Annotated in this window: 17 protein-coding genes; 4 read left to right on the forward strand and 13 right to left on the reverse strand. The window is 71.0% G+C overall.

What is annotated here, in order from left to right; genetic code table 11:
* The first annotated feature begins 1 nt into the window (after position 1).
* A complete protein-coding gene (locus ACH4TV_RS01430) occupies positions 2 to 850 on the forward strand; it encodes an alpha/beta hydrolase (protein ID WP_398395297.1) in 849 nt (282 codons plus the stop codon).
* Positions 843 to 1,439, forward strand: a complete 597-nt coding sequence (locus tag ACH4TV_RS01435) for a hypothetical protein (RefSeq protein ID WP_398393040.1) — start codon at positions 843 to 845, stop codon at positions 1,437 to 1,439. Before ACH4TV_RS01430 ends, ACH4TV_RS01435 begins: the two co-directional genes overlap by 8 nt.
* Positions 1,440 to 1,475: 36 nt before the next feature.
* On the opposite strand, the gene ACH4TV_RS01440 is transcribed toward ACH4TV_RS01435, so the two are convergent.
* The 6 genes from ACH4TV_RS01440 to ACH4TV_RS01465 form a co-directional block, all read right to left on the reverse strand.
* Positions 1,476 to 2,231 carry an endonuclease/exonuclease/phosphatase family protein gene (locus tag ACH4TV_RS01440; RefSeq protein WP_398393042.1) on the reverse strand — a complete coding sequence of 252 codons (756 nt, stop codon included), beginning with the start codon at positions 2,229 to 2,231 and terminating at the stop codon, positions 1,476 to 1,478.
* A gap of 223 nt (positions 2,232 to 2,454) precedes the next feature.
* Complete coding sequence (locus ACH4TV_RS01445; protein ID WP_398393044.1) at positions 2,455 to 3,408, reverse strand: ROK family glucokinase; 954 nt, start codon at positions 3,406 to 3,408, stop codon at positions 2,455 to 2,457.
* Between the two features lie 137 nt (positions 3,409 to 3,545).
* Entirely contained in the window at positions 3,546 to 4,049 is a 504-nt protein-coding gene (locus tag ACH4TV_RS01450; protein WP_398393046.1) for a DUF5304 domain-containing protein, read from the reverse strand.
* A gap of 57 nt (positions 4,050 to 4,106) precedes the next feature.
* Complete coding sequence (locus ACH4TV_RS01455) at positions 4,107 to 5,300, reverse strand: ArsA family ATPase (RefSeq protein WP_398393048.1); 1,194 nt, start codon at positions 5,298 to 5,300, stop codon at positions 4,107 to 4,109.
* Between the two features lie 277 nt (positions 5,301 to 5,577).
* Positions 5,578 to 6,018: an SRPBCC family protein gene (locus ACH4TV_RS01460; protein WP_398393050.1), complete on the reverse strand. Its 441-nt coding sequence runs from the start codon at positions 6,016 to 6,018 to the stop codon at positions 5,578 to 5,580.
* 116 nt (positions 6,019 to 6,134) lie between these two features.
* A complete protein-coding gene (locus ACH4TV_RS01465) occupies positions 6,135 to 6,890 on the reverse strand; it encodes a metallophosphoesterase (RefSeq protein ID WP_398395299.1) in 756 nt (251 codons plus the stop codon).
* Positions 6,891 to 7,250: 360 nt separating this feature from the next.
* Between ACH4TV_RS01465 and ACH4TV_RS01470 the strand changes: the two genes are divergently transcribed.
* The gene (locus ACH4TV_RS01470; RefSeq protein WP_398393052.1) at positions 7,251 to 9,047 is read left to right on the forward strand and encodes an AMP-dependent synthetase/ligase; all 1,797 of its coding nucleotides are present in this window, start codon (positions 7,251 to 7,253) and stop codon (positions 9,045 to 9,047) included.
* Positions 9,048 to 9,076: 29 nt separating this feature from the next.
* Here the strand turns inward: ACH4TV_RS01470 and ACH4TV_RS01475 are convergent, their stop codons facing one another.
* Positions 9,077 to 10,663 carry a GMC oxidoreductase gene (locus ACH4TV_RS01475; RefSeq protein ID WP_398395301.1) on the reverse strand — a complete coding sequence of 529 codons (1,587 nt, stop codon included), beginning with the start codon at positions 10,661 to 10,663 and terminating at the stop codon, positions 9,077 to 9,079.
* A gap of 161 nt (positions 10,664 to 10,824) precedes the next feature.
* Positions 10,825 to 11,967, reverse strand: a complete 1,143-nt coding sequence (locus ACH4TV_RS01480; RefSeq protein WP_398393054.1) for a glycosyltransferase family 4 protein — start codon at positions 11,965 to 11,967, stop codon at positions 10,825 to 10,827.
* 216 nt (positions 11,968 to 12,183) lie between these two features.
* Here ACH4TV_RS01480 and ACH4TV_RS01485 point away from each other — a divergent pair, with 216 nt between their 5' ends.
* Positions 12,184 to 13,455, forward strand: coding sequence for a glycosyltransferase 87 family protein (locus ACH4TV_RS01485; protein WP_398395303.1), 1,272 nt, complete (start codon positions 12,184 to 12,186; stop codon positions 13,453 to 13,455).
* Here the strand turns inward: ACH4TV_RS01485 and ACH4TV_RS01490 are convergent.
* From ACH4TV_RS01490 to ACH4TV_RS01510, 5 genes are all read right to left on the reverse strand, one after another.
* The gene (locus tag ACH4TV_RS01490; RefSeq protein ID WP_398393056.1) at positions 13,412 to 14,626 is read right to left on the reverse strand and encodes a hypothetical protein; all 1,215 of its coding nucleotides are present in this window, start codon (positions 14,624 to 14,626) and stop codon (positions 13,412 to 13,414) included. The two genes, ACH4TV_RS01485 and ACH4TV_RS01490, sit on opposite strands and share 44 nt — an antisense overlap.
* Before the next feature lie 33 nt (positions 14,627 to 14,659).
* Positions 14,660 to 15,679, reverse strand: coding sequence for an NlpC/P60 family protein (locus ACH4TV_RS01495; RefSeq protein ID WP_398393058.1), 1,020 nt, complete (start codon positions 15,677 to 15,679; stop codon positions 14,660 to 14,662).
* 219 nt (positions 15,680 to 15,898) lie between these two features.
* Positions 15,899 to 16,936, reverse strand: coding sequence for an NlpC/P60 family protein (locus ACH4TV_RS01500; RefSeq protein WP_398393060.1), 1,038 nt, complete (start codon positions 16,934 to 16,936; stop codon positions 15,899 to 15,901).
* A gap of 223 nt (positions 16,937 to 17,159) precedes the next feature.
* Positions 17,160 to 18,509 (reverse strand): NYN domain-containing protein, encoded by a 1,350-nt coding sequence (locus ACH4TV_RS01505; RefSeq protein WP_398393062.1) that lies wholly within the window; start codon positions 18,507 to 18,509, stop codon positions 17,160 to 17,162.
* 39 nt (positions 18,510 to 18,548) lie between these two features.
* Positions 18,549 to 18,788, reverse strand: a complete 240-nt coding sequence (locus tag ACH4TV_RS01510) for a hypothetical protein (protein WP_398393064.1) — start codon at positions 18,786 to 18,788, stop codon at positions 18,549 to 18,551.
* Positions 18,789 to 18,853: the final 65 nt, after the last annotated feature.

Here is an 18,853-nt window from a genome sequence, read left to right on the forward strand (position 1 = left end):
GGTGCCGGTCCTTCCTGGAGCCGAGCCGTACCGCCACGAGGGCGGGGAGGTCGGAGTTCTCCTCTGTCACGGTTTCACCGGTTCCCCTCAGTCACTGCGCCCCTGGGCGGAGTACCTCGCCGAGCGCGGACTGACCGTCTCGCTGCCGCTGCTGCCCGGGCACGGCACGCGCTGGGAGGACATGCAGCTCACCGGCTGGCAGGACTGGTACGCGGAGGTCGACCGCGAGTTGCGCGCCCTGCTGGCCCGCTGCACCCAGGTGTTCGTCTTCGGCCTCTCGATGGGCGGCGCACTGGCCCTGCGCCTCGCCTCCCAGCACGGCGACCGGATCAGCGGCATCGTCGTCGTCAACCCGGCGAACAAGGTGCCGGGCCTTGCCGCGTACGCCCTTCCGGTGCTCCGGCATCTGGTGCCCTCGGTCCCCGGCATCGTCAGTGACATCAAGAAGGAGGGCGTCGCAGAGGTCGGTTACGACCGGGTTCCGCTGCACGCGACACACTCCATGCGCACGTTCTACCGGCTGCTCGACGGCGAACTGCCGCAGGTCACCCAGCCGATGCTGCTGTTGCACAGCCGAGTGGACCATGTGGTGCCGCCTGCCGACTCGGCCCGGATACTGAGCCGGGTGTCGTCCACGGACGTGACGGAGACCGTGCTGGAACAGAGCTACCACGTCGCGACGTTGGACCATGATGCGGACCGGATCTTCGAGGAGAGCCACGCGTTCGTCCTCCGGCTCGCACCCGCGGCCGGCAAGGAGTCGAAGGATTCGGGCGAGGCACGGGTGCCGCGCCAGAGCCGGCAGGGAGACCAAGTGGGGCAGCAGGAAGGGACGGCCACGGGTGGCTGAGCACGACTCCGACCAGGAGCCGGAGGAGAAGGGCGTGCCCTTCGACGAGGCGGCCGCGTGGGCCGCGATCGTGGACGCGTACGGCGACGAGCCGCCGGACCCGCCCGGCGCGAAGCCGTTCAAGTCCGTCGAGGACCTGGCGCTGCTCGAAGCGGAGACGAACGACGACGACGGTGACTCCGGCGACCCCGATCCCAAGGGCAACGCCGACAAGGTGGCCAAGGGCGACGGGCAGCCCCCGAAGGCGCTGGGCAGCTCCGTCGCCTTCGCCCCGGGCGTCGGGGGTCCGCGCGACTACACGGCGCCGGACGCGTCGGAGGACGACTTCGACGATGGCGACGAGGGCCACTTCGTACCGCCCGAGCCGCCTCCGCTGCCCGCCGCCGACACGACCTCACGGTTCGCCTGGCTGGGGGTGCTCGGCGGCCCGCTTCTGCTGCTGCTCGCCGTACTGCTGGGCTGGGACATGACCTGGTGGCTGACGACGCTGGGCATCGGCGGGTTCCTCGGCGGGTTCGCCACGCTGGTGATGCGGATGAAGGCCGGGGACGAGGACGAGGAGGATCCGGGGCGGGGCGCGGTGGTCTGACGGCCCCTGTCCGGCGCTCCGCTCGACGGACCGGACTCAGGCTGCCGGTACACGCAGTGCCGCCAGCACGGGCAGGTGGTCCGTCGCTGCCCTGAGATCCGGCTCTGTCACCCCCGGGTGCCCCAACGGGACCCCGCAGCCCAGGACTTCGATGCCCTTCGTGGCGAAGATCGCGTCGATCCGCTGGTGCGGGTCGGCGGGCGTCGACGTGAACTCCGTGCCCCAGGGTGCGGTGGCCCAGCAGTCCTGGAGGCCGGTGCCCAGGCGCCGGAAGGTGCGGCCGGCCGGGCGTTCGTTGAGGTCGCCGCCCGCGACCGCGTGCGGTACGTCCAGCGCGGCGAGCCGGTCGAGGAGCAGGCCCGACTGCTCGTACCGCTCGTCCTTCTGGAGGCTGAGGTGACAGCTCAGTACGCCGAGCCGGGCGCCCCCGAAGCGGACCACTGCCGTGGAGAAGCCGCGGCGGTGGTGGCCGGGGCTGAGCGGGAGCAGGACGTCCTCGGTGCGTTCGACTGTCGCGCGGAGGGAACAGAGGAGCGCGGGGCCGGCGGCGGGGGCGCCGCCGGAGAGGAGTACCTGGCCGGAGGCGGCTGCCAGGCGGGCGAGCTTCTTGCGCCAGCGGAAGAAGCGGGGGGCTTCCTGGATGAGGACGAGGTCGGGGGCGCAGGCGGTGATGATGCGGGCGAGGGCGTCGGTGTCGTCGCGCATGGAGCGGATGTTGTAGCTGAGGACTCTGATGACGGCGGAACCGTCGGGGTCTGTGCGGGGGTTGGGGAGCGGGGGGTTTGTCGCCATGTTGGTCAATCTACGGAGGCGGGGTGAGGGGTTGGCCGGGAACTCGCCGTGGGGAGTGCGGTTGTTGGCCGCGGTGACGGCCGTCTGTAGCTTGTCGCGCCCCGCGGCGGAGCCGCAGATAGATACAGCCCCGCGCCCCTACGTTCACTGCCCCCACCGGTGTTGAAAAACCCGCCGTTCCTCTTTCCGAGGTACGGCGGGCTTGTTGCAGTCAGCGAGTGGTTCACATGATGGGGTCGGGTTCCCTGGCCAGGTCTGCTGCGCCCACCATGCCTGCCTTGTTGCCCAGTTGGGCGGCGATGACGTCGGCGACGGGGCGCCAGTTGCCGCCTACGAGCCAGCGTTTGTAGGACTTGCGGATGGGGTCGAGGACCAGTTCGCCCTCGTCCGAGAGGCCGCCGCCGACGATGAAGGCGGAGGGGTCGAAGAGGGAGGCCAGGTCGGCGAGGCCGGCGCCGGCCCAGCGGGCCAGTTCACGGTACGAGTCGACGGCGACCGCGTCGCCCTGTCTCGCGGCCATCGAGATGTGCTTGCCCTCGATGCCGTCGGGGGTGCCGTCACCGAGGGAGAGGAGCACCTCGGCGTTCTCGGGGGTCGCGTTGGCGCGCTGTTTCGCGTACCGGACCAGGGCACGCCCCGACGCGTACTGCTCCCAGCAGCCCTGGCTGCCGCAGCCGCACTGGAGCCCGTCAGGGACCATCCGGATGTGCCCGAACTCGGCGGCCACGCCGAAGTGCCCGCGGCGCAGCTTGTTGCCGATGATGATGCCGCCGCCGAGGCCGGTGCCCAGGGTGATGCAGATGACGTTGCGGTGGCCCTTGCCGGCGCCGAACTTGTACTCGCCCCACGCCGCCGCGTTCGCGTCGTTCTCGACGACGACCGGCAGGCCCACGCGTCCCTCGACCTTGTCCTTCAGCGGTTCCTGGCGCCAGTCGATGTTGGGCGCGAAGTAGACCGTGGAACGCTGACGGTCCACGTATCCGGCCGCGCCGATGCCGACACCCACGATCTCGTGCCCGGCGCGGGCGCCCTCGACGGCGGCGGCGATGGCGTCCACGATGCCCTCGGCGGTGCCCGGGGTCGGCACCTTGTGGGTCGAGAGGATGCTGCCTTCCTCGTCGACCACGCCGGCCGCGATCTTCGTGCCGCCGATATCGACGCCGATGGTGAGTCCCATGAATCCCTCAGTTTCGGTGGAGCCCCGCTACGGCCAACCGTACCCGAGCCCCTGTCGCGGGATTCCCGTCGTCCGCAGGGTGAAACCGGCCCGGCGGGCACCCGCCGGGGGGCCTCGGGCATGGACTCAGGGCGCTGTCAGTCCAGGTCGATACGCTCGCCCGAGCCGGTGCCCTCGCCCCGGTCCTCGCCCCGGTCCTTGCCCCGGTCGGTCTCCCTGGTGGCCCAGCGGCGTTCCTGGTTCTCGACGGCCGAGCGGTAGGCGGCGAGCAGTTCGTTGCCCGCGGCTGCCAGGTGGTCGAAGACGTCCGGATTGCGTTCGATCACCGGTTCGACGGCGGCCTTGGCCTGCTGGACGACCTGCTGCACCACCTGCTGGGCGGCGCCCTGGGTGACCGCGCCGAGCAGCGGCGACTGGAGGGACGACAGCTTGTCCGAGACGGCGTCGACGAGCTTGCGCAGTTCCTCGGCGGCCGAGCCGGGCGGCGGGCCGTACTGTGCCCGGCGGCGGGCCTTCTCCGCGTCGAGGTCCTCGGCGCAGGCCTTCGCCCACGCGTCGGCGTCGGGTGTGGGCGCCTCGAACGGGGCCTCGGCGGCCGCGTCCCCCTGAGCGGCGTCGGACGTGGAGCGCTCTTCGCTCATGGCGGACTCCTGACTACGGTTCGTCTCTCCGACGGTACCCGAATGGACGTACCTGCTTCATCGGGTCTGCGGCCACAGATCCGGGTCCGGCGCGAAACGGACCCTCAGCTCGCCGTCGCGCAGGGCGGCGCCGGCCACCGTGCAGCGGCGCAGCGCCGAGGGCAGCGGGACGATACGGCGGAACGGCCCCACGGTGAGGACGAGTTCGTCGCCGCGCCGGATCAGGTCGAGCTCGTCGCGTATCGCGCCGGGCAGCGGGATGTGCCAGAGGAGCACGCCGTCGTCGGCGAGATGGTCGGTGACGGGCCACTCGACGGTGGCGGGGCTCCGGTTGACGGCGGGGGCGCGCAGGGCGGCGAGGTCGTCGGTGCCGCGCGGGTCGTGTCCGAGGTGCGGGACCTGGTGCAGGGTGTACGTCGCCTGCGACTCCGTCCACTCGTGCCATTCGTCCAGGGCCTTGCGCTGCTGGGCGGTGACGGAGGCGAGCCAGGGGTCGATGGAGGGTTCCGGCAGGACACGGTTGGCGATCAGCGCGTCCGCGCGCAGGCCGCGCAGAGCGAGTCCGATGGCGGCGGTGCGTACGGCGTCGGTACCGGCCGGACCGGGTTCGGCGACCAGGCGTACGACGGTGTTCTGGTCCTCGACGACCGCGGCGACGGCGGCCAGCTCGACGTCCCAGCGGGCGGCGGCCTCGTACAGCCACTCCGCGGGCATCGGGACGCCGGCGAGGCGGCCGAGTACGGGGCGCAGGGCGCGGGCGGCCTGGCGTTCGGCCGGGAGGAGGCGGCGCAGATAGCGGCGGAGTTCGTCGGGGAGCGCGAGGAGGGCGAGCGCCTGCGCGGTGGGCGGGAGGTCGACGACCAGGAGGTCGTACGCCTCGGAGAGCGCGGCGTCGCGCAGGCCCCGCAGGAGGGCGAGTTCCTCGGCGCCGGGCAGGGGGGTGAGTTCCTCGGGGTCGAGACGGGAGGCACCGAGGAAGTCGAAGACGTTGGCCGCGCGGTCCTGGAAGGCGGTGAGGTCGGCGCGGAAGCGCTCGGTGGCGTCGGGGCGCCAGGCGGTGAGGTGGGGGGCGCCCGGTACGTGTACGGGGTCGGGGCCGGTGGGGGTGCCGAGGGCCGCGCCGAGGGTGTCGGTGCGGTCGGTGCTGAGGACGAGGGTGGAGGTGCCGTCGCGCGCCGCGGCCAGTGCGGTGGCCGCGGCGAGGGTGGTGCGGCCCGAGCCGCCTGGGCCGGTGAGGAGGATGGTGCGCATGGGTGTGAACGGTACCGGTGCGAACGTCGGATCGATTTCGCCCCCGCCGCCCCTACCCGGCCCATCCCTTCCTGGGGGCTGCGCCCCCAGACCCCCCTTACGGCCCTGAACGGGCCTTGTCCTCAAACGCCGACGGGGCTGGGGTGCCTGGGCCTGGGCTGAAGAAGCGGCGGGGGCGGGTGGGAAAGAAGCTTGGGCCGAACGCGCCCGTCCTCGAAGAACGCCGGACGGGCTGAAGTGCTTCAGCCCGTCCGGCGTTTCAGGTTCCGAGGGAGAACTACTTGGGTTCCTCCACCCTCTTCTTCAAGCCCGCCAGCGCTCGGTCGATGATGACCTTCTCCGCCTTGCGCTTGATCATGCCCAGCATCGGGATCTTGACGTCCACCGTCAGCTGGTACGTCACCTCGGTCGCGCCGTCGCCCGCCGGCTTCAGGATGTACGAGCCGTCCAGCGCACGCAGCATCTGCGACTTGACCAGGGTCCAGGAGACCTCGTGGTCGCCGGTCCAGGTGTAGCCGAGGGTCTGGTCGTCCTTGATCGCGCCCGCGTCCATGACCAGGCGGACCTGCTCGGCGCGGCCCTGGGCGTCGGTCGCGAGGACCTCCGCCTCCTTCACCTCGCCGGTCCAGTCCGGGTAACGGGCGAAGTCGGAGATGACCGCCATCACCTCGGTCGGTGCCGCCTCGATCGTGATGCTCGAACTGGTGAATTCCGCCATCGCCGTGGCTCCTCCAGGTGCGGTCCGGTGAGGGAGGGTGAGTGCGCACGTGTGTGCAGCGTGAAGGCTACCCCGCGCCGGGCAGGCCGTTGCCACCAGGACCCGGCCTCATGGCCTCACCATTCGAGCGCCCACGGCGTCCCGTTGCCCGCGAAGTGCCCCACGTTCACGCACTCCGTGCCACCGATCCGCATCCGCCGGGCCAGCGGCTGGTGGACATGACCGAACAGGGCGTACCGGGGGCGCGTCCGGCGGATCGCGTCCAGCAGTGCACGGCTGCCGCGTTCGAAGCGGCGCGCGACCGTGTCGTACACCAGTTCCGGGACTTCCGGCGGGATGTGCGTGCACAGGACGTCGACCTCGCCGACGGCCTCGATCTTCGCCGCGTACTCCTCGTCGCTGATCTCGTACGGCGTACGCATGGGTGTCCTCAACCCCCCGCCGACGAAGCCGAAGACCCGGCCCCCTATCTCCGCCCGCTGTCCGTCCAGGACATGGGTGCCCGGGCCGGCGTACTCGGGCCAGAGTGTCGGTATGTCGACGTTGCCGTAGGTGGCGTACGTCGGTGTCGGGAACGCGGCGAACAGTTCGGCGTACTGCTTGCGCACCGCCTTCTCGATGGCCGTCGCCCGGTCCATGCCGATGCCCGCCCACAGCCGGGCCCCGAACTCGCGCGCCTCCTCGAACCGGCGGGCCGTGCGCAGCGCCACGATGCGGTGGGCGTTCTCGGTGCCGAAGAGGTCGGGGAAGATGCCGCGCGAGTGGTCGGCGTAGTCGAGGAAGAGGACCAGGTCGCCCAGGCAGATCAGCGCGTCCGCGCCCTCTCCGGCCCTGGCCAGGTCACGCGCGTTGCCGTGCACGTCGCTGACCACGTGAACGCGCGTTGACTTCTCCTGGGGGTTTCCCCGCGATTCGCCCCGCAGTGTGGGTGCCATGGCGATCAAGGGTAGGCGTGTGCGGCATGGGTGAACAGGACAGGGGGGCCGGTGACGGTTACTGGCCAGTGAAGAAAACAGTGGACTACTGTGCGCAAAAGACCCCAACCCGTGTGACGCGGCGAACATCTCACCGGACCCCCCTGTCATAGTGGCCATACCGACGGGTAACGTCCGGGCAGTCCAGTCGTACTCAGGATTTCAACTAGGAGATCCGTGAGTACTTGCCCGAGCCATGGACCGCACCGTCGCATCGCACAACGTCGTGGCGCCGGCGCCCTATGAGGAGCAGCAGTCTTGCGCGAGTTCAGCCTTCCGGCTTTGTACGAGGTCCCCGCGGACGGAAATCTGACCGACATCGTCCGCCGAAACGCCGCGCAGCATCCGGACGTCGCCGTCATCGCCCGCAAGGTGGACGGCGCCTGGCAGGACGTGACGGCCACGACCTTCCTCGCCGAGGTGCACGCCGCCGCGAAGGGCCTCATCGCCTCCGGTGTCGCGCCGGGCGACCGGGTCGCCCTGATGTCCCGTACGCGGTACGAGTGGACCCTGCTCGACTTCGCGATCTGGTGCGCGGGCGCGGTGACCGTACCGGTGTACGAGACCAGCTCCGCCGAGCAGGTGCAGTGGATCCTCAGTGACTCGGGGGCCACCGCGATCGTCGTGGAGCTGGACGGGCACACCGCCGCCGTCGAGTCGGTGCGCGACCGGCTGCCCGAGCTCCGGCACGTCTGGCAGATCGAGGCCGGCGCGGTGGAGGAGCTGGGCCGGGCCGGCAAGGACGTCACCGACGCCACCGTCGAGGAGCGCAGCTCGCAGGCGAAGGCCGACGACCCGGCGACCATCGTGTACACGAGCGGTACCACGGGCCGGCCCAAGGGCTGTGTGCTCACGCACCGCAGCTTCTTCGCCGAGTGCGGGAACATCGTCGAGCGGCTGCGGCCGCTGTTCCGGACCGGCGAGTGTTCCGTCCTCCTCTTCCTCCCGCTCGCACATGTCTTCGGGCGCCTTGTGCAGGTCGCGCCGATGATGGCGCCGATCAAGCTGGGCACCGTCCCGGACATCAAGAACCTCACCGACGAACTGGCCTCCTTCCGGCCGACGTTGATCCTCGGTGTGCCGCGCGTCTTCGAGAAGGTCTACAACTCGGCGCGCGCCAAGGCGCAGGCGGACGGCAAGGGCAAGATCTTCGACAAGGCGGCGGACACGGCGATCGCGTACAGCCGCGCGCTGGACGAGCCGTCCGGTCCGTCGGTCGGCCTGAAGATCAAACACAAGGTCTTCGACCGGGTCGTCTACAGCAAGCTGCGCAACGTCCTCGGCGGCAAGGGCGAGTACGCCATCTCCGGCGGCGCCCCGCTCGGTGAGCGGCTCGGGCACTTCTTCCGCGGGATCGGCTTCACGGTGCTGGAGGGCTACGGCCTCACCGAGACCTGTGCCGCCACCACGTTCAACCCCTGGGACCGGCAGAAGATCGGCACGGTCGGGCAGCCGCTGCCCGGTTCGGTGGTGCGCATCGCCGACGACGGCGAGGTGCTGCTGCACGGCGAGCACCTGTTCAAGGAGTACTGGAACAACCCCGACGCGACCGAGGAGGCGCTGGCCGACGGCTGGTTCCACACCGGCGACATCGGCACCCTCGACGAGGACGGCTACCTCCGTATCACCGGCCGCAAGAAGGAGATCATCGTCACCGCGGGCGGCAAGAACGTCGCCCCGGCCGTGATCGAGGACCGTATCCGCGCGCACGCGCTGGTCGGGGAGTGCATGGTGGTGGGCGACGGGCGGCCGTTCGTGGGCGCGCTGGTCACCGTCGACGAGGAGTTCCTGGGCCGTTGGGCCGACGAGCACGGCAAGCCGGCCGGGTCCACCGCGGCGTCGCTCGCCCAGGACCCGGATCTGCTCGCGGCGATCCAGGGCGCGGTCGACGACGGCAACGCCGCGGTGTCGAAGGCGGAATCGGTGCGGAAGTTCCGCATTCTGGCCTCCCAGTTCACCGAGGAGTCGGGCCACCTGACGCCGTCCCTGAAGCTCAAGCGCAATGTGGTGGCGAAGGACTACGCGGACGAGATCGAGGCGATCTACCAGAGTTAGTACCGGTTCTCAGTACCGGAGTTACGGAGTCATGGCGCGGTGTCCTCGGCGAGGACCCGCGCCATCGTCCGTTCCGCGAGTGCGGTGATCGTCACGAACGGGTTCACCCCGATCGAGCCGGGCACCAGAGAGCCGTCGGTGATGTACAGCTTGGAATACCCCTTCACGCGCCCGTAGTTGTCGGTCGCCTTCCCCAACACGCAGCCGCCCAGCGGGTGGTAGGTGAAGTCGTCGGCGAAGATCTTGTTGCCGGAGCCGAACAGGTCGTACCGGTACATGGTGGAGTTGGCCGCGTTGATCCGGTCGAACAGCTTCTTCGCCATGGCGACGGACACCGCGCTCTGGGCCGCGCTCCAGCCGAGCCGCGCCGAGTCGGTCGCCGCGTCGTAGGTGAACGAGGCCCGCTGCGGGTTCTTGGTGATCGCCAGATAGAGGCTCACCCAGTGCTCCAGCCCCGTCGGCAGCGGGGCGATCTCGGCGAAGACGGGGTTGTCGGCGTTGGCCCAGTCGTCGATGCCCATCACCGGCATCGTCGACTGATTCGCCCCGACCGTGTCCCACAGGTGGTTGGCGCGCCCGAGCATCACGTTGCCGTTGGTCCCCCACCCGGCCCCCACGGTGGCGTCGAGCGCGGGCAGTGCGCCCGTCTCCCGGGCCCGCACGAGGAGTTCGGTGGTCCCGACGCTGCCGCCGCCGAGGAACAGATAGGTGCACCCGTACTGCTTGGTCTGGACAACCGCGCCGGTGTCGTCGATCCGGTCGGCGGTCAGGACGTACGTCCCGTCGGCGGCCCGGGTGATCGCCCTGACGCGCTCCATGGTGGTGATGGTGACGTTTCCGGTGCCGAGCGCCGAGGCGAGGTACGTCTTGTCGAGGCTCTTCTTGCCGTGGTTGTTGCCGTAGATGACCTCCTGCCCGAGCGCCGACTTGGTCGCCGTGCCGGCCGCCTCTCGCTGCATGTAGGTGAAGTCGTAGACGCTCGGTACGAAGGTGGTCCGCAGGCCGGTGTTCTGGGCGTGCTTGCGGGAGATCCGGGAGAAGCGGTACCACTCCGTGGACTCGAACCAGGCGGGGTCGACGCTGTTGACGCCGAGCATCGCGCGCGCCCGCGGGAAGTAAGTGCCGTACATCTCCGCGGCGTTGACGCCGGGGAACTGCTCGGCGAAGTACGACTGGAGCGGGGTGACGGCCATGCTGCCGTTGACCAGCGAGCCGCCGCCGACCCCGCGCCCGAGAAACACGGACATGTTGTCGTAGTGCACGCGGTCCAGGGCGCCGGGATACGGGGTGATGTCCTTGTTGACGACGTCCAGCCACAGGAAGCTGGCGAGGGGCGCCTCGGTGCGGTTCTTGAACCACATGGAGCGCTTGTCGGGGGCGGCGGTGGAGCAGAAGATCTTGCCGTCGGGGCCCGCCGTGTTCCAGAGGCGGCCCATCTCGATGACGAGGGTGCGGATGCCGGCCTGGCCGAGGCGGAGGGCGGCGACCGCGCCGCCGTATCCGGAACCGATGACGATCGCGGGGGCGGATTCGACGGCGGCGGGTTCGACCGCCTGGGCGGACTGGAGGCCGACGCGGGTGAATCCGAGGGCGGCGGCCGTCTGGAAGGCGGCCATGCCCAGTATTTGACGTCTCGTCAGCTGATGCTGCATCAGCTGACGGTGTATCACCTTTTCTGTCATGAGCGCAGCATCGGCGGAAATTCGGCTTCCGCCTAGTAGGTGCGTACCTATGCCTGCCTACCTGTTGGGCACTCTCGCCGCTCTCGGCACCTGCGTCACAGCAGCGCCTTCAGCTCCTCCGCCAGCAGGTCCCAGCGCCACTTCTCCTCGACCCAGGCCCGCCCCCGCTCCCCCATCCGGGCGCGCAGTTCGGCGTCGCCGAGCAGGACGGTGATCCGGTCGGCGGCCTCCTCCACGGAGCGACCGCGCACCACCCAGCCGGTCTCACCGTCCAGGACGGCGTCCGGCGCGCCCCCGGAGTCACCGGCGACCACCGGCAGCCCGGTCGCGGACGCCTCCAGGTACACGATCCCGAGCCCCTCGACATCGAGGCCGCCCCGGCGCGTCCGGCACGGCATCGCGAAGACGTCACCGGCGCCGTAGTGGGCGGGCAGTTCGGCCCAGGGCACCGGCCCCGTGAAGCGGACCGAGTCGGCGACGCCGGTCTCGTGCGCGAGCTTGCGCAGCTCCCGCGCGTAGGGCCCGCCGCCGACGATCAGCAGCACCGTCTCCGGCTCGACGGCGAGAATGCGGGGCATCGCCAGGATCAGCGTGTCCTGTCCCTTGCGCGGGACGAGCCGCGAGACACACACGACGACGGGCCGGTCGGTGAGCCCGAGCCGGGCGCGGACCGCGTCACCCCCCGACCCCGGATGGAAGGTCTTCTCGTCGACCCCGGGCGGGAGCTGGGCCATCCGCCGGGCCGCCTGGGGGGTCAGCGCGGCGGCGATCCGCGACCGCGTGTACTCGCCGAGGTAGGTGATCGTGTCCGTCGACTCGCCGATCCTGCGCAGCAGTTGGCGCGCCGCGGGCAGCTGCGCCCACCCGGCCTCGTGCCCGTGGGTCGTCGCCACCAGCCGCTCGGCGCCCGCCTTCCGCAGGGCCGGCGCCATCAGCCCGAGCGGCGCCGCCGCCCCGAACCACACCGACGTACAGCCGTGTTCACGCAGCAGAGCGACGGCCCGCCCGGTGACCGCGGGCGTCGGCAGCAGCATCGTCGTACGGTCCCGTACGACGGTGAAGGGCTGCTCGGCGTCGAAGGCGGCCGTGGCCCGGGCACCCTCGTGGCCCTGCTTCCAGGTGGACGCGTAGACGACGACCTGCGCGGGGTCGAGCCGCAACGCCATGTTGTGCAGGAACGCCTGGATACCGCCCGGCCTCGGCGGGAAGTCGTTCGTCACGATCAGGGTCTTGTGCATCGCCGCAGACCTTACCGAACCGCTTCCCACACCCGCCCGGAACCCTCACAGGTGTACCGGCCCGGTTGATAACATTCGCACAGCCGATCGGGAGATCATGGCCGCTCATCGGTTGACAGGTCCTCGGTCGCGGACCGGCACGGCTGCGCGGCAGCACGAACAGGGGTTCAGTTGGACATCACGAGCAGGGAGCGACTGCGGCTCCCCGTGGCACTGATGGGAACCTGGGGCCTGACCCGGCTGTTCCTGATGCTGTTCGTCCTCAAGGTGTTCGTGTTCCCCGGCCCGGACGTCACGAGCGACGTCTCGGCGATCTATCACGGCTGGTACGAGGTGCTGCGCGACGGCACCTTCCCGCTGGACGACGTCACCTGGCAGTACCCGCCGGCCGCCGCCCTCGCGATCCTCTCCCCGGCCGTCCTGCCCTTCCTCGACTACGCGACGGCGTTCTTCGTCCTGGCCTGCCTCGCCGACCTGGTCGTCCTGGCCCTTCTGCTCTACACGGGCGTGCGCCCCGGCCGGACCCTGCGCGGCGCCTGGGTGTGGGTGGTGGGCGTACCGCTGCTGGGCCCGACCGTGTACGCCCGGTACGACGTGATGGTGACCGCCGTGGCGGTGGCCGCGCTGCTCGCGGGCGCCCGGCATCCGCGCCTCATGGGTGCCCTGGCGGCCTTCGGGGCGCTGCTGAAGGTGTGGCCGGCCCTGCTGCTGGTGGGGGCCGTACGGCGGCGGGCGTGGGCCTCCGCGGCCGTCACGGCGGCCGCGGTGGCGGCGGTGTTCGCGCTGGCCATGCCCGGTGCCTTCGCCTTCCTGACCTTCCAGGGCGACCGGGGCACCGAGGTGGAGTCGGTGGGTGCCCTCGTCTTCCATGTCGCCCGGCACTACGGCTGGGAGGGCCAGGTCGCGCTGAACTACGGCTCCATCGAGTTCCTGGGCCCGTACGTGGACACGGTGAGCACGGTGGCGCTGCTGCTGACCGCCGTCGTCTTCGGCTGGCTGCTGATGTGGCGGCTGTGCGCCACCCGCTTCCTTCCGCACACGCTCGCGGACGCGGCCTTCGTGGCGGTGCTGCTGTTCACGGTGACCAGCCGGGTGATCAGCCCGCAGTACATGGTGTGGCTGGTCGGCCTGGCCGCCGTCTGCCTGTGCTTCCGCGCCACCGGCATGACCCTGCCGGCCGCCCTGGTCGTGATCGCCTGCCTGGTGACGGTCCTGGAGTTCCCTATCGGCTTCGGACACGTGGTCGCCAGCGACGCCTACGGCATGACCCTCCTGTTCATCCGCAACGGCCTCCTGGTCATCGCCGCTGTGACGGCCGCCCTGGAGCTGTGGCGCACGACGGTCCCACCGCGCCGGGCCCCGCTCCCGCCGATCACCGACCGGTCGGCCGGCGCGAAGGAGACCGCGAAGGAGCCCCTGGGTTCCTCCTCGGCCCCCATGCCCCTCAGCCGAGTTGAGCCCGGAGATAGTCCCGCCACAACACGGTGAACTCCCCCGGCGTCGTCCCCAGCACGCCCGCCATCGCGCCCTCGACCGCCCCCGCCCGCGTCCCGTGCGCGCCCACAGCCCGGTAGAACTCGCCGAGCCGCACCTCGCCCCAGCGGTCCGCGATCAGCCGGCACGCCAGCCAGCCGCCCTCGTACGCCCGGGCCAGCTTCCCCGCGTCCCCGTCGAAGCCGAAGTCGGCGTCCTCCGGGAGCGCGTCGGGCACGTCGCCCGAGGCCACGGCACGGGCCAGTTCGGACGCCGCCTCGACCGCCGTACGCCCCGTCGACCGGTAGCCGACCCAGTCCGCGTACCCCTCGGACAGCCACAGGGGCGTGGCCGCCGAGGTGGCCGTACGGGTCGCCACATGAGTGGTCTCGTGGGTGAGCACGACCTGCTTGCCGAAGTTCCCGAGGACGGCGTACGCCTCGGGGTTGACGATGATCCGGTCCGCCGGCGCCTTCGCCGAGCCGCCCGTCTCCCCGGTCGTGACCGCCGCGATCCCCCGGTACGCGGAGGCCGGCGACCCGAGCAGCCCCGCCATCCCGTCCAGCGACTTCGGTACGAGGACCACGACCCGCTTGGTCCACGTCCCACCCCAGGCCTGGGTCACCGCCGGCACGGCCCGGTCGGCGAGGCCCGCGTACCGGCGCAGGGACTCCGTCGGCTGCCCGACCCCGAGAACGAGGCTGTGCGCCCCGCGTACGGCCTGCACGGTCCCCTGGTCCCACAGCTGCTGGCCGGTCCTGCGCGCGGGCTTGTCGGCGTCGACGTACCACTTCCCGTCGTCCCGCTCGGTCAGGCGGAGGGTGCGACCGGCTTTCACAGGGGCCTTGTCGATGCCCTCGACGCGGTAACTCAGCTCCACGTCTGCGGTGGCCCCGTCGCCGCCGGTACGGCGCAGGGCGGTCAGCCGGTACGACCAGGCCGCGAGCGGGAGCGCGCGCAGCCTCGTGAACTCCGCCCGCGCACCGGTGAGCGCGTACGCCGGCTCGTCCCCGGCGAGAACTGCCGCGGCCCGCCGGTCGAGCAGCTGGCGTACGTCGGCGGAGGCGGTGTCGGTCTCCGGCCGGCCGCCGCCGCACGCAACGAGGGAGCCGAGCGTGACGGGCAGCAGCCAGAGCGCCACGACCCGGACCCGCCCCACCCGCCAAGCACGCCTTCGACCAGCCACGCCGACGATCGTACGGGCCGATTGTCTGGACGGTCAGACCCTGGTGACCGACGACACCGGCATCATGCCCACCGGGTCGTACCGCACCGGCGCGCCCGGATAGGGGGCGTGGATCACCTGGCCGTTGCCCACGTACATCCCGACGTGACTGGCATCGGACCGATAGGTGACCAGGTCACCGGGCTGGGCCTGGGCCAGCGGAACCTGCTGCCCGGCGTACCGCTGGGCCTGCGAGGTGCGCGGCAGGGAGACCCCGGCCTGCGCGTACGACCACTGCATCAGGCCCGAACAGTCGAAGCCGGAGGGCCCGCTGGAGCCCCAGACGTACGGGCTGCCCAGCGCTCCCCGGGCCGCGGCGACGGCGGCTGCCGCACGGGCGTTCGGCGCGGCGGCGTCGCCGAGGTCGGGCAGGTCGGTGCGGCCAGACCGGGAGGAGCGGTCGTAGGCGGCGCGGTCGGCGGACGGCAGGGCGTTGAGCAGCGCCCGTGCCTTCGCCAGCTTCCGCTCGACGGTCCGCTTGTGCTCGGCGACCGCCTTGCGGCTCTGGTCGAGCCGGGTGAGCTTGTCGGTCGCCTCCGTGCGCTCCTGGGCGAGTTCGCGCATGGCCGACTGGAGGTCCTTGAGCTCACCGGCCTGGTGGGCGGTGATCCGGTCCAGCGCGGCGGCCTTCTCCAGGTACTCGTCCGGGTCGTCGGAGAACAGCAGCGCGAGCGAGGGGTCCATGCCGCCGGCCCGGTACTGGGCGCCCGCGAGCGAACCGAGCGCCTCCCGCATGGTGTTGATGTGCTGCTGCTGCCGGGCGATCCGGTCCTGCGCGGTGGTCACCTGCTCGCGCAGCGCGTCGGCGCGCTCGTCGGCCCGGTTGTAGGACTCGGTGGCCTTCTCGGCCTCCTCGTAGAGCCGGTCCACCTCGGCCCGGGTGTCGTCGTGCGGCGCGGCGGTCGCCGACGGCACGGCGCCGCCGAGGGCCGCGGCGGCGGCGGACAGTACGCAGAGCGCGGCGCTCGCGCCGCGGTCGAACCCGGACGCTGCAAGACGGCGATGGAACCCCACGAGAAGCCGCGCTCCTTCCACTGGCAGACGCAGACGAACGCGGCAGACAGTAGCCCCGCGATTACACGCGAGCCAAAGACCTCGGCGGCCACACACAGTGACGCCCCGCCTATGACGCAGGTCACCGGCGGGGCGTGGGGTCAGCAGAGGGAGTCACGATTCGCCCGTTCGGGCGTCAACGTGTCCTGATCTTGAGGAGACCCGGAAGGAGTACGACGATCAGATCCGTACGCCGAACTGGAACGGCATGTTGTCGATCGACTCGTACCGCACGACCGTGCCGGTGCGCGGCGCGTGCAGGACCTGGCCGTTGCCGGCGTAGAAGCCGACGTGGTGCTGGTCGCTGTAGAAGATCACCAGGTCACCGACCTGGAGATCGCTCTGCGAGTAGATGCGCGTACCGGCGTTGGCCTGTTCCTGCGAGGTCCGGGGGATGTGCACACCGACCTGGGCGTACGCCCATGAGGTGAGCCCCGAGCAGTCGAAGGTGCTGGCACCGTCGGCGCCGTAGACGTACGGCGAGCCGATCACGCTCTGCGCGGCGGCGTACGCGGACCCGGCGCGGCCCGTGACGGCCGCCCCGCCACCGTCGTCGAGGGCGGCGCGCGCACTGGCCCGGCTGGCGCGGGCGTCCTCGGCGGCGATGGCCGCCTTCTGCGCGGCCGTCATCGAGTTGAGGAGCTTGCGCGCCTCGGCGAGCTTGCTCTGGACTTCCTTCTTCTTCTTGGCCAGCTCGCTGCGGGTGTCCGCGAGGTCCTCGAGCTTCTCCGTGGCCTCGGAGCGCTGCTGGGCGAGCGCACGCTGCTTCTCCGAGACCTTCTTGAGCGTCTCGACCTGCTGACTGCTCAACTGGTCCATCGTGGACGCCTTGTCGAGGTAGTCGTCCGGGTCGGCGGAGAGGAAGAGCTGCACGGAGGGGTCGATGCTGCCGGTGCGGTACTGGGCGGCGGCGGCGAGTCCGAGGCTGTCGCGCAGCTCGTTGAGGTCTGCCTGGCCGCGGGCGACGTTGTCCTGGAGGGTGGAGATCTCCTTCTCCAGCCGGTCCTGCTTCTCCTCGGCCCCGTTGAGCTTCTCGCTGGCCTGCTCGGTCTGCTCGTAGAGCTTGTCGACCTTCGCCTTGACCTCGTCCATGCTCGGCTTCTCACTCGGCGCGGCGTTGGCTGCGTTGGCGCTGAGGGCCACGGCGGCTGCGGCGGCGGTGGTGAGCACGGTCACGCGGGTGCGGCTCGGCTGCTTCGGTCGACGATGGGACGCCACGGAGGCGAACTCCTTCTTCTCCCGCCGTCGCTCCCATTGAGCGATCACCCGAGCGGAGGTTCGAGGCACGACCCTAGTGACCTTCTTGTGATCACTTCAAATCCTCGCATGAAAAATGTTTGTCACACGTGCATTTTTTTCACACAACTCACGTCCGGTAACGCCCGTTTGACACTACGTTGCGTGACACTTGCGTCAATTCGGTCATTCGGTGCGTATGTTGTCAGCCGCGCGAGAACCGCTTCAGCAGCACCACCGAAGCCACCGGACGCGCACCCGCCTTGGCGATCCCGTCGGCCACCTCGCGGTCCGTCGACACCACGATGACCGGCCGCCCGGGCGGCTCCGCGCGCACCAGTTGACGGATCAACTCGTCGGCGGTGACACCAGCCTTGGAGAACAGCACCCGGACCCCGCGCGGCGGCGCCAGCAGCACCGGAGCGGCCAGCTCGGCCCCGTCGAAGACACACGTCACCTCGGCGCCGGACTGCGCGGCGAGCTGCGACAGCTGCCCCAGCAGCCTGAGCCGCTGCTTCTCCAACGGCATCTGCGGATAGCCGGTCTTGGTCACGTTGTAGCCGTCGACGACCAGATGCGCCTGCGGCAGCGCGAGCAACTGGTCGAGAATCGCCGGATCGTTCTCGGACAGCGCCCGGGCGGCGATGTCCTTCGGCGTCATCCGTCCCGGTTCGACCGCGTCCACGGTCTCGGCGGGCCGCACCGACACCGGCGGCAGCGCCAGCTCGCGCCGAAGCCCCTGCGCCGCGTCGAGCACGGTGTCCAGCAGCAGCCGTACGCGCATGTCCTCGACGCTGCGCCCCTCCCGGGCGGCGCGTCTGCTGGCCTCCAGGGCGGCCTCGACCTCGCTCAGCCGCCCCTTGAGCCGCCGTGCCTCGCTCTCGGCCGCGGAGACCTGTGTGTGCCCCTCGGTCCGCACGGTGTCCATCTCGGCGTGCACCTTGCGCAGGGCCGCCTCGCCGCGCTTGACGTCGCTGTGGGCGGCGCGCAGCTTGCGGTGAAGCGATTCGGCTTCCTTCTTGGCCGACTCCAGCTCCGTACGCAGCCGCTCGGTCTCGGTACGGGTGTGGTCGCGGGCCGCGGACAGTTCCTCGCGCAGCCGCTCCAGTTCCGCCCGGCTCTCCTCGTCGGCGCGCTCGGCGTCGGCCCGCTGGGCCTCCTCGCCGGCCGCGGTGACGAGCTTGACCCAGCCGGTGGGCCGCAGCACATAGGCAGCGGCGGCCACGTCCAGCGGATCGGCCGCCGGCGGCGGCGAACCGGCGTCGAGGGCACCTGCCAGCTCCGCCTGCGCCTCCCTCAGCCGCTCGCCGATACGCTGCCGGAACAGCGTGTCGGTCTCCAGCGCGGCGGCCATGGCGTTGCCGGCGAACTTGGCCCGCCGATTGGGCGCGAACCGCGCGTACTGCCGCAGCTGGGCGGGCAGTTCGGCGACGGTCAGTCCACCGAACCCGTCAGAGACGATCTGCACGACGCGCCTGCGCACGCCGTCGGGCAGCGGGCGGTCGAGCACCTCGGCGGCGCCGTCGCCCGGCCCTCCGCCTGTGGTCTCCACCATCCCTCACCCCAGCCCATTCCTGTGCGGGGCCCGCTCCCGTCAGGAGCCGGCGCCCGGCCTGTCCACGAGTTCCACCTGATCCACGGCGTTGCACCAGCGGCAGCGCACGGAGTCGATGGTCTCACTGACCACCTCGCGCTCCTCCACCTTCGGGTCACCGGCCAGATCGAGGTGCACGTACTCCACCACCTTGGAGGAGCGGGTCACATCGAACCGCGTGAGGTTGCCGCAGAGGGCGCAGCGCCACCGGGTCGTCTCGGTCGGCAGGGGAACCGTCATCGTGGTTGTGTTGCCTTTCCTTCTAGTGTCCGTGATGCGCCAGTTTCCCTGGAGCGTGTGGCTCG

It is taken from the genome of Streptomyces sp. NPDC020898 (assembly GCF_044333925.1).
Taxonomy (GTDB): Bacteria; Actinomycetota; Actinomycetes; order Streptomycetales; family Streptomycetaceae; genus Streptomyces.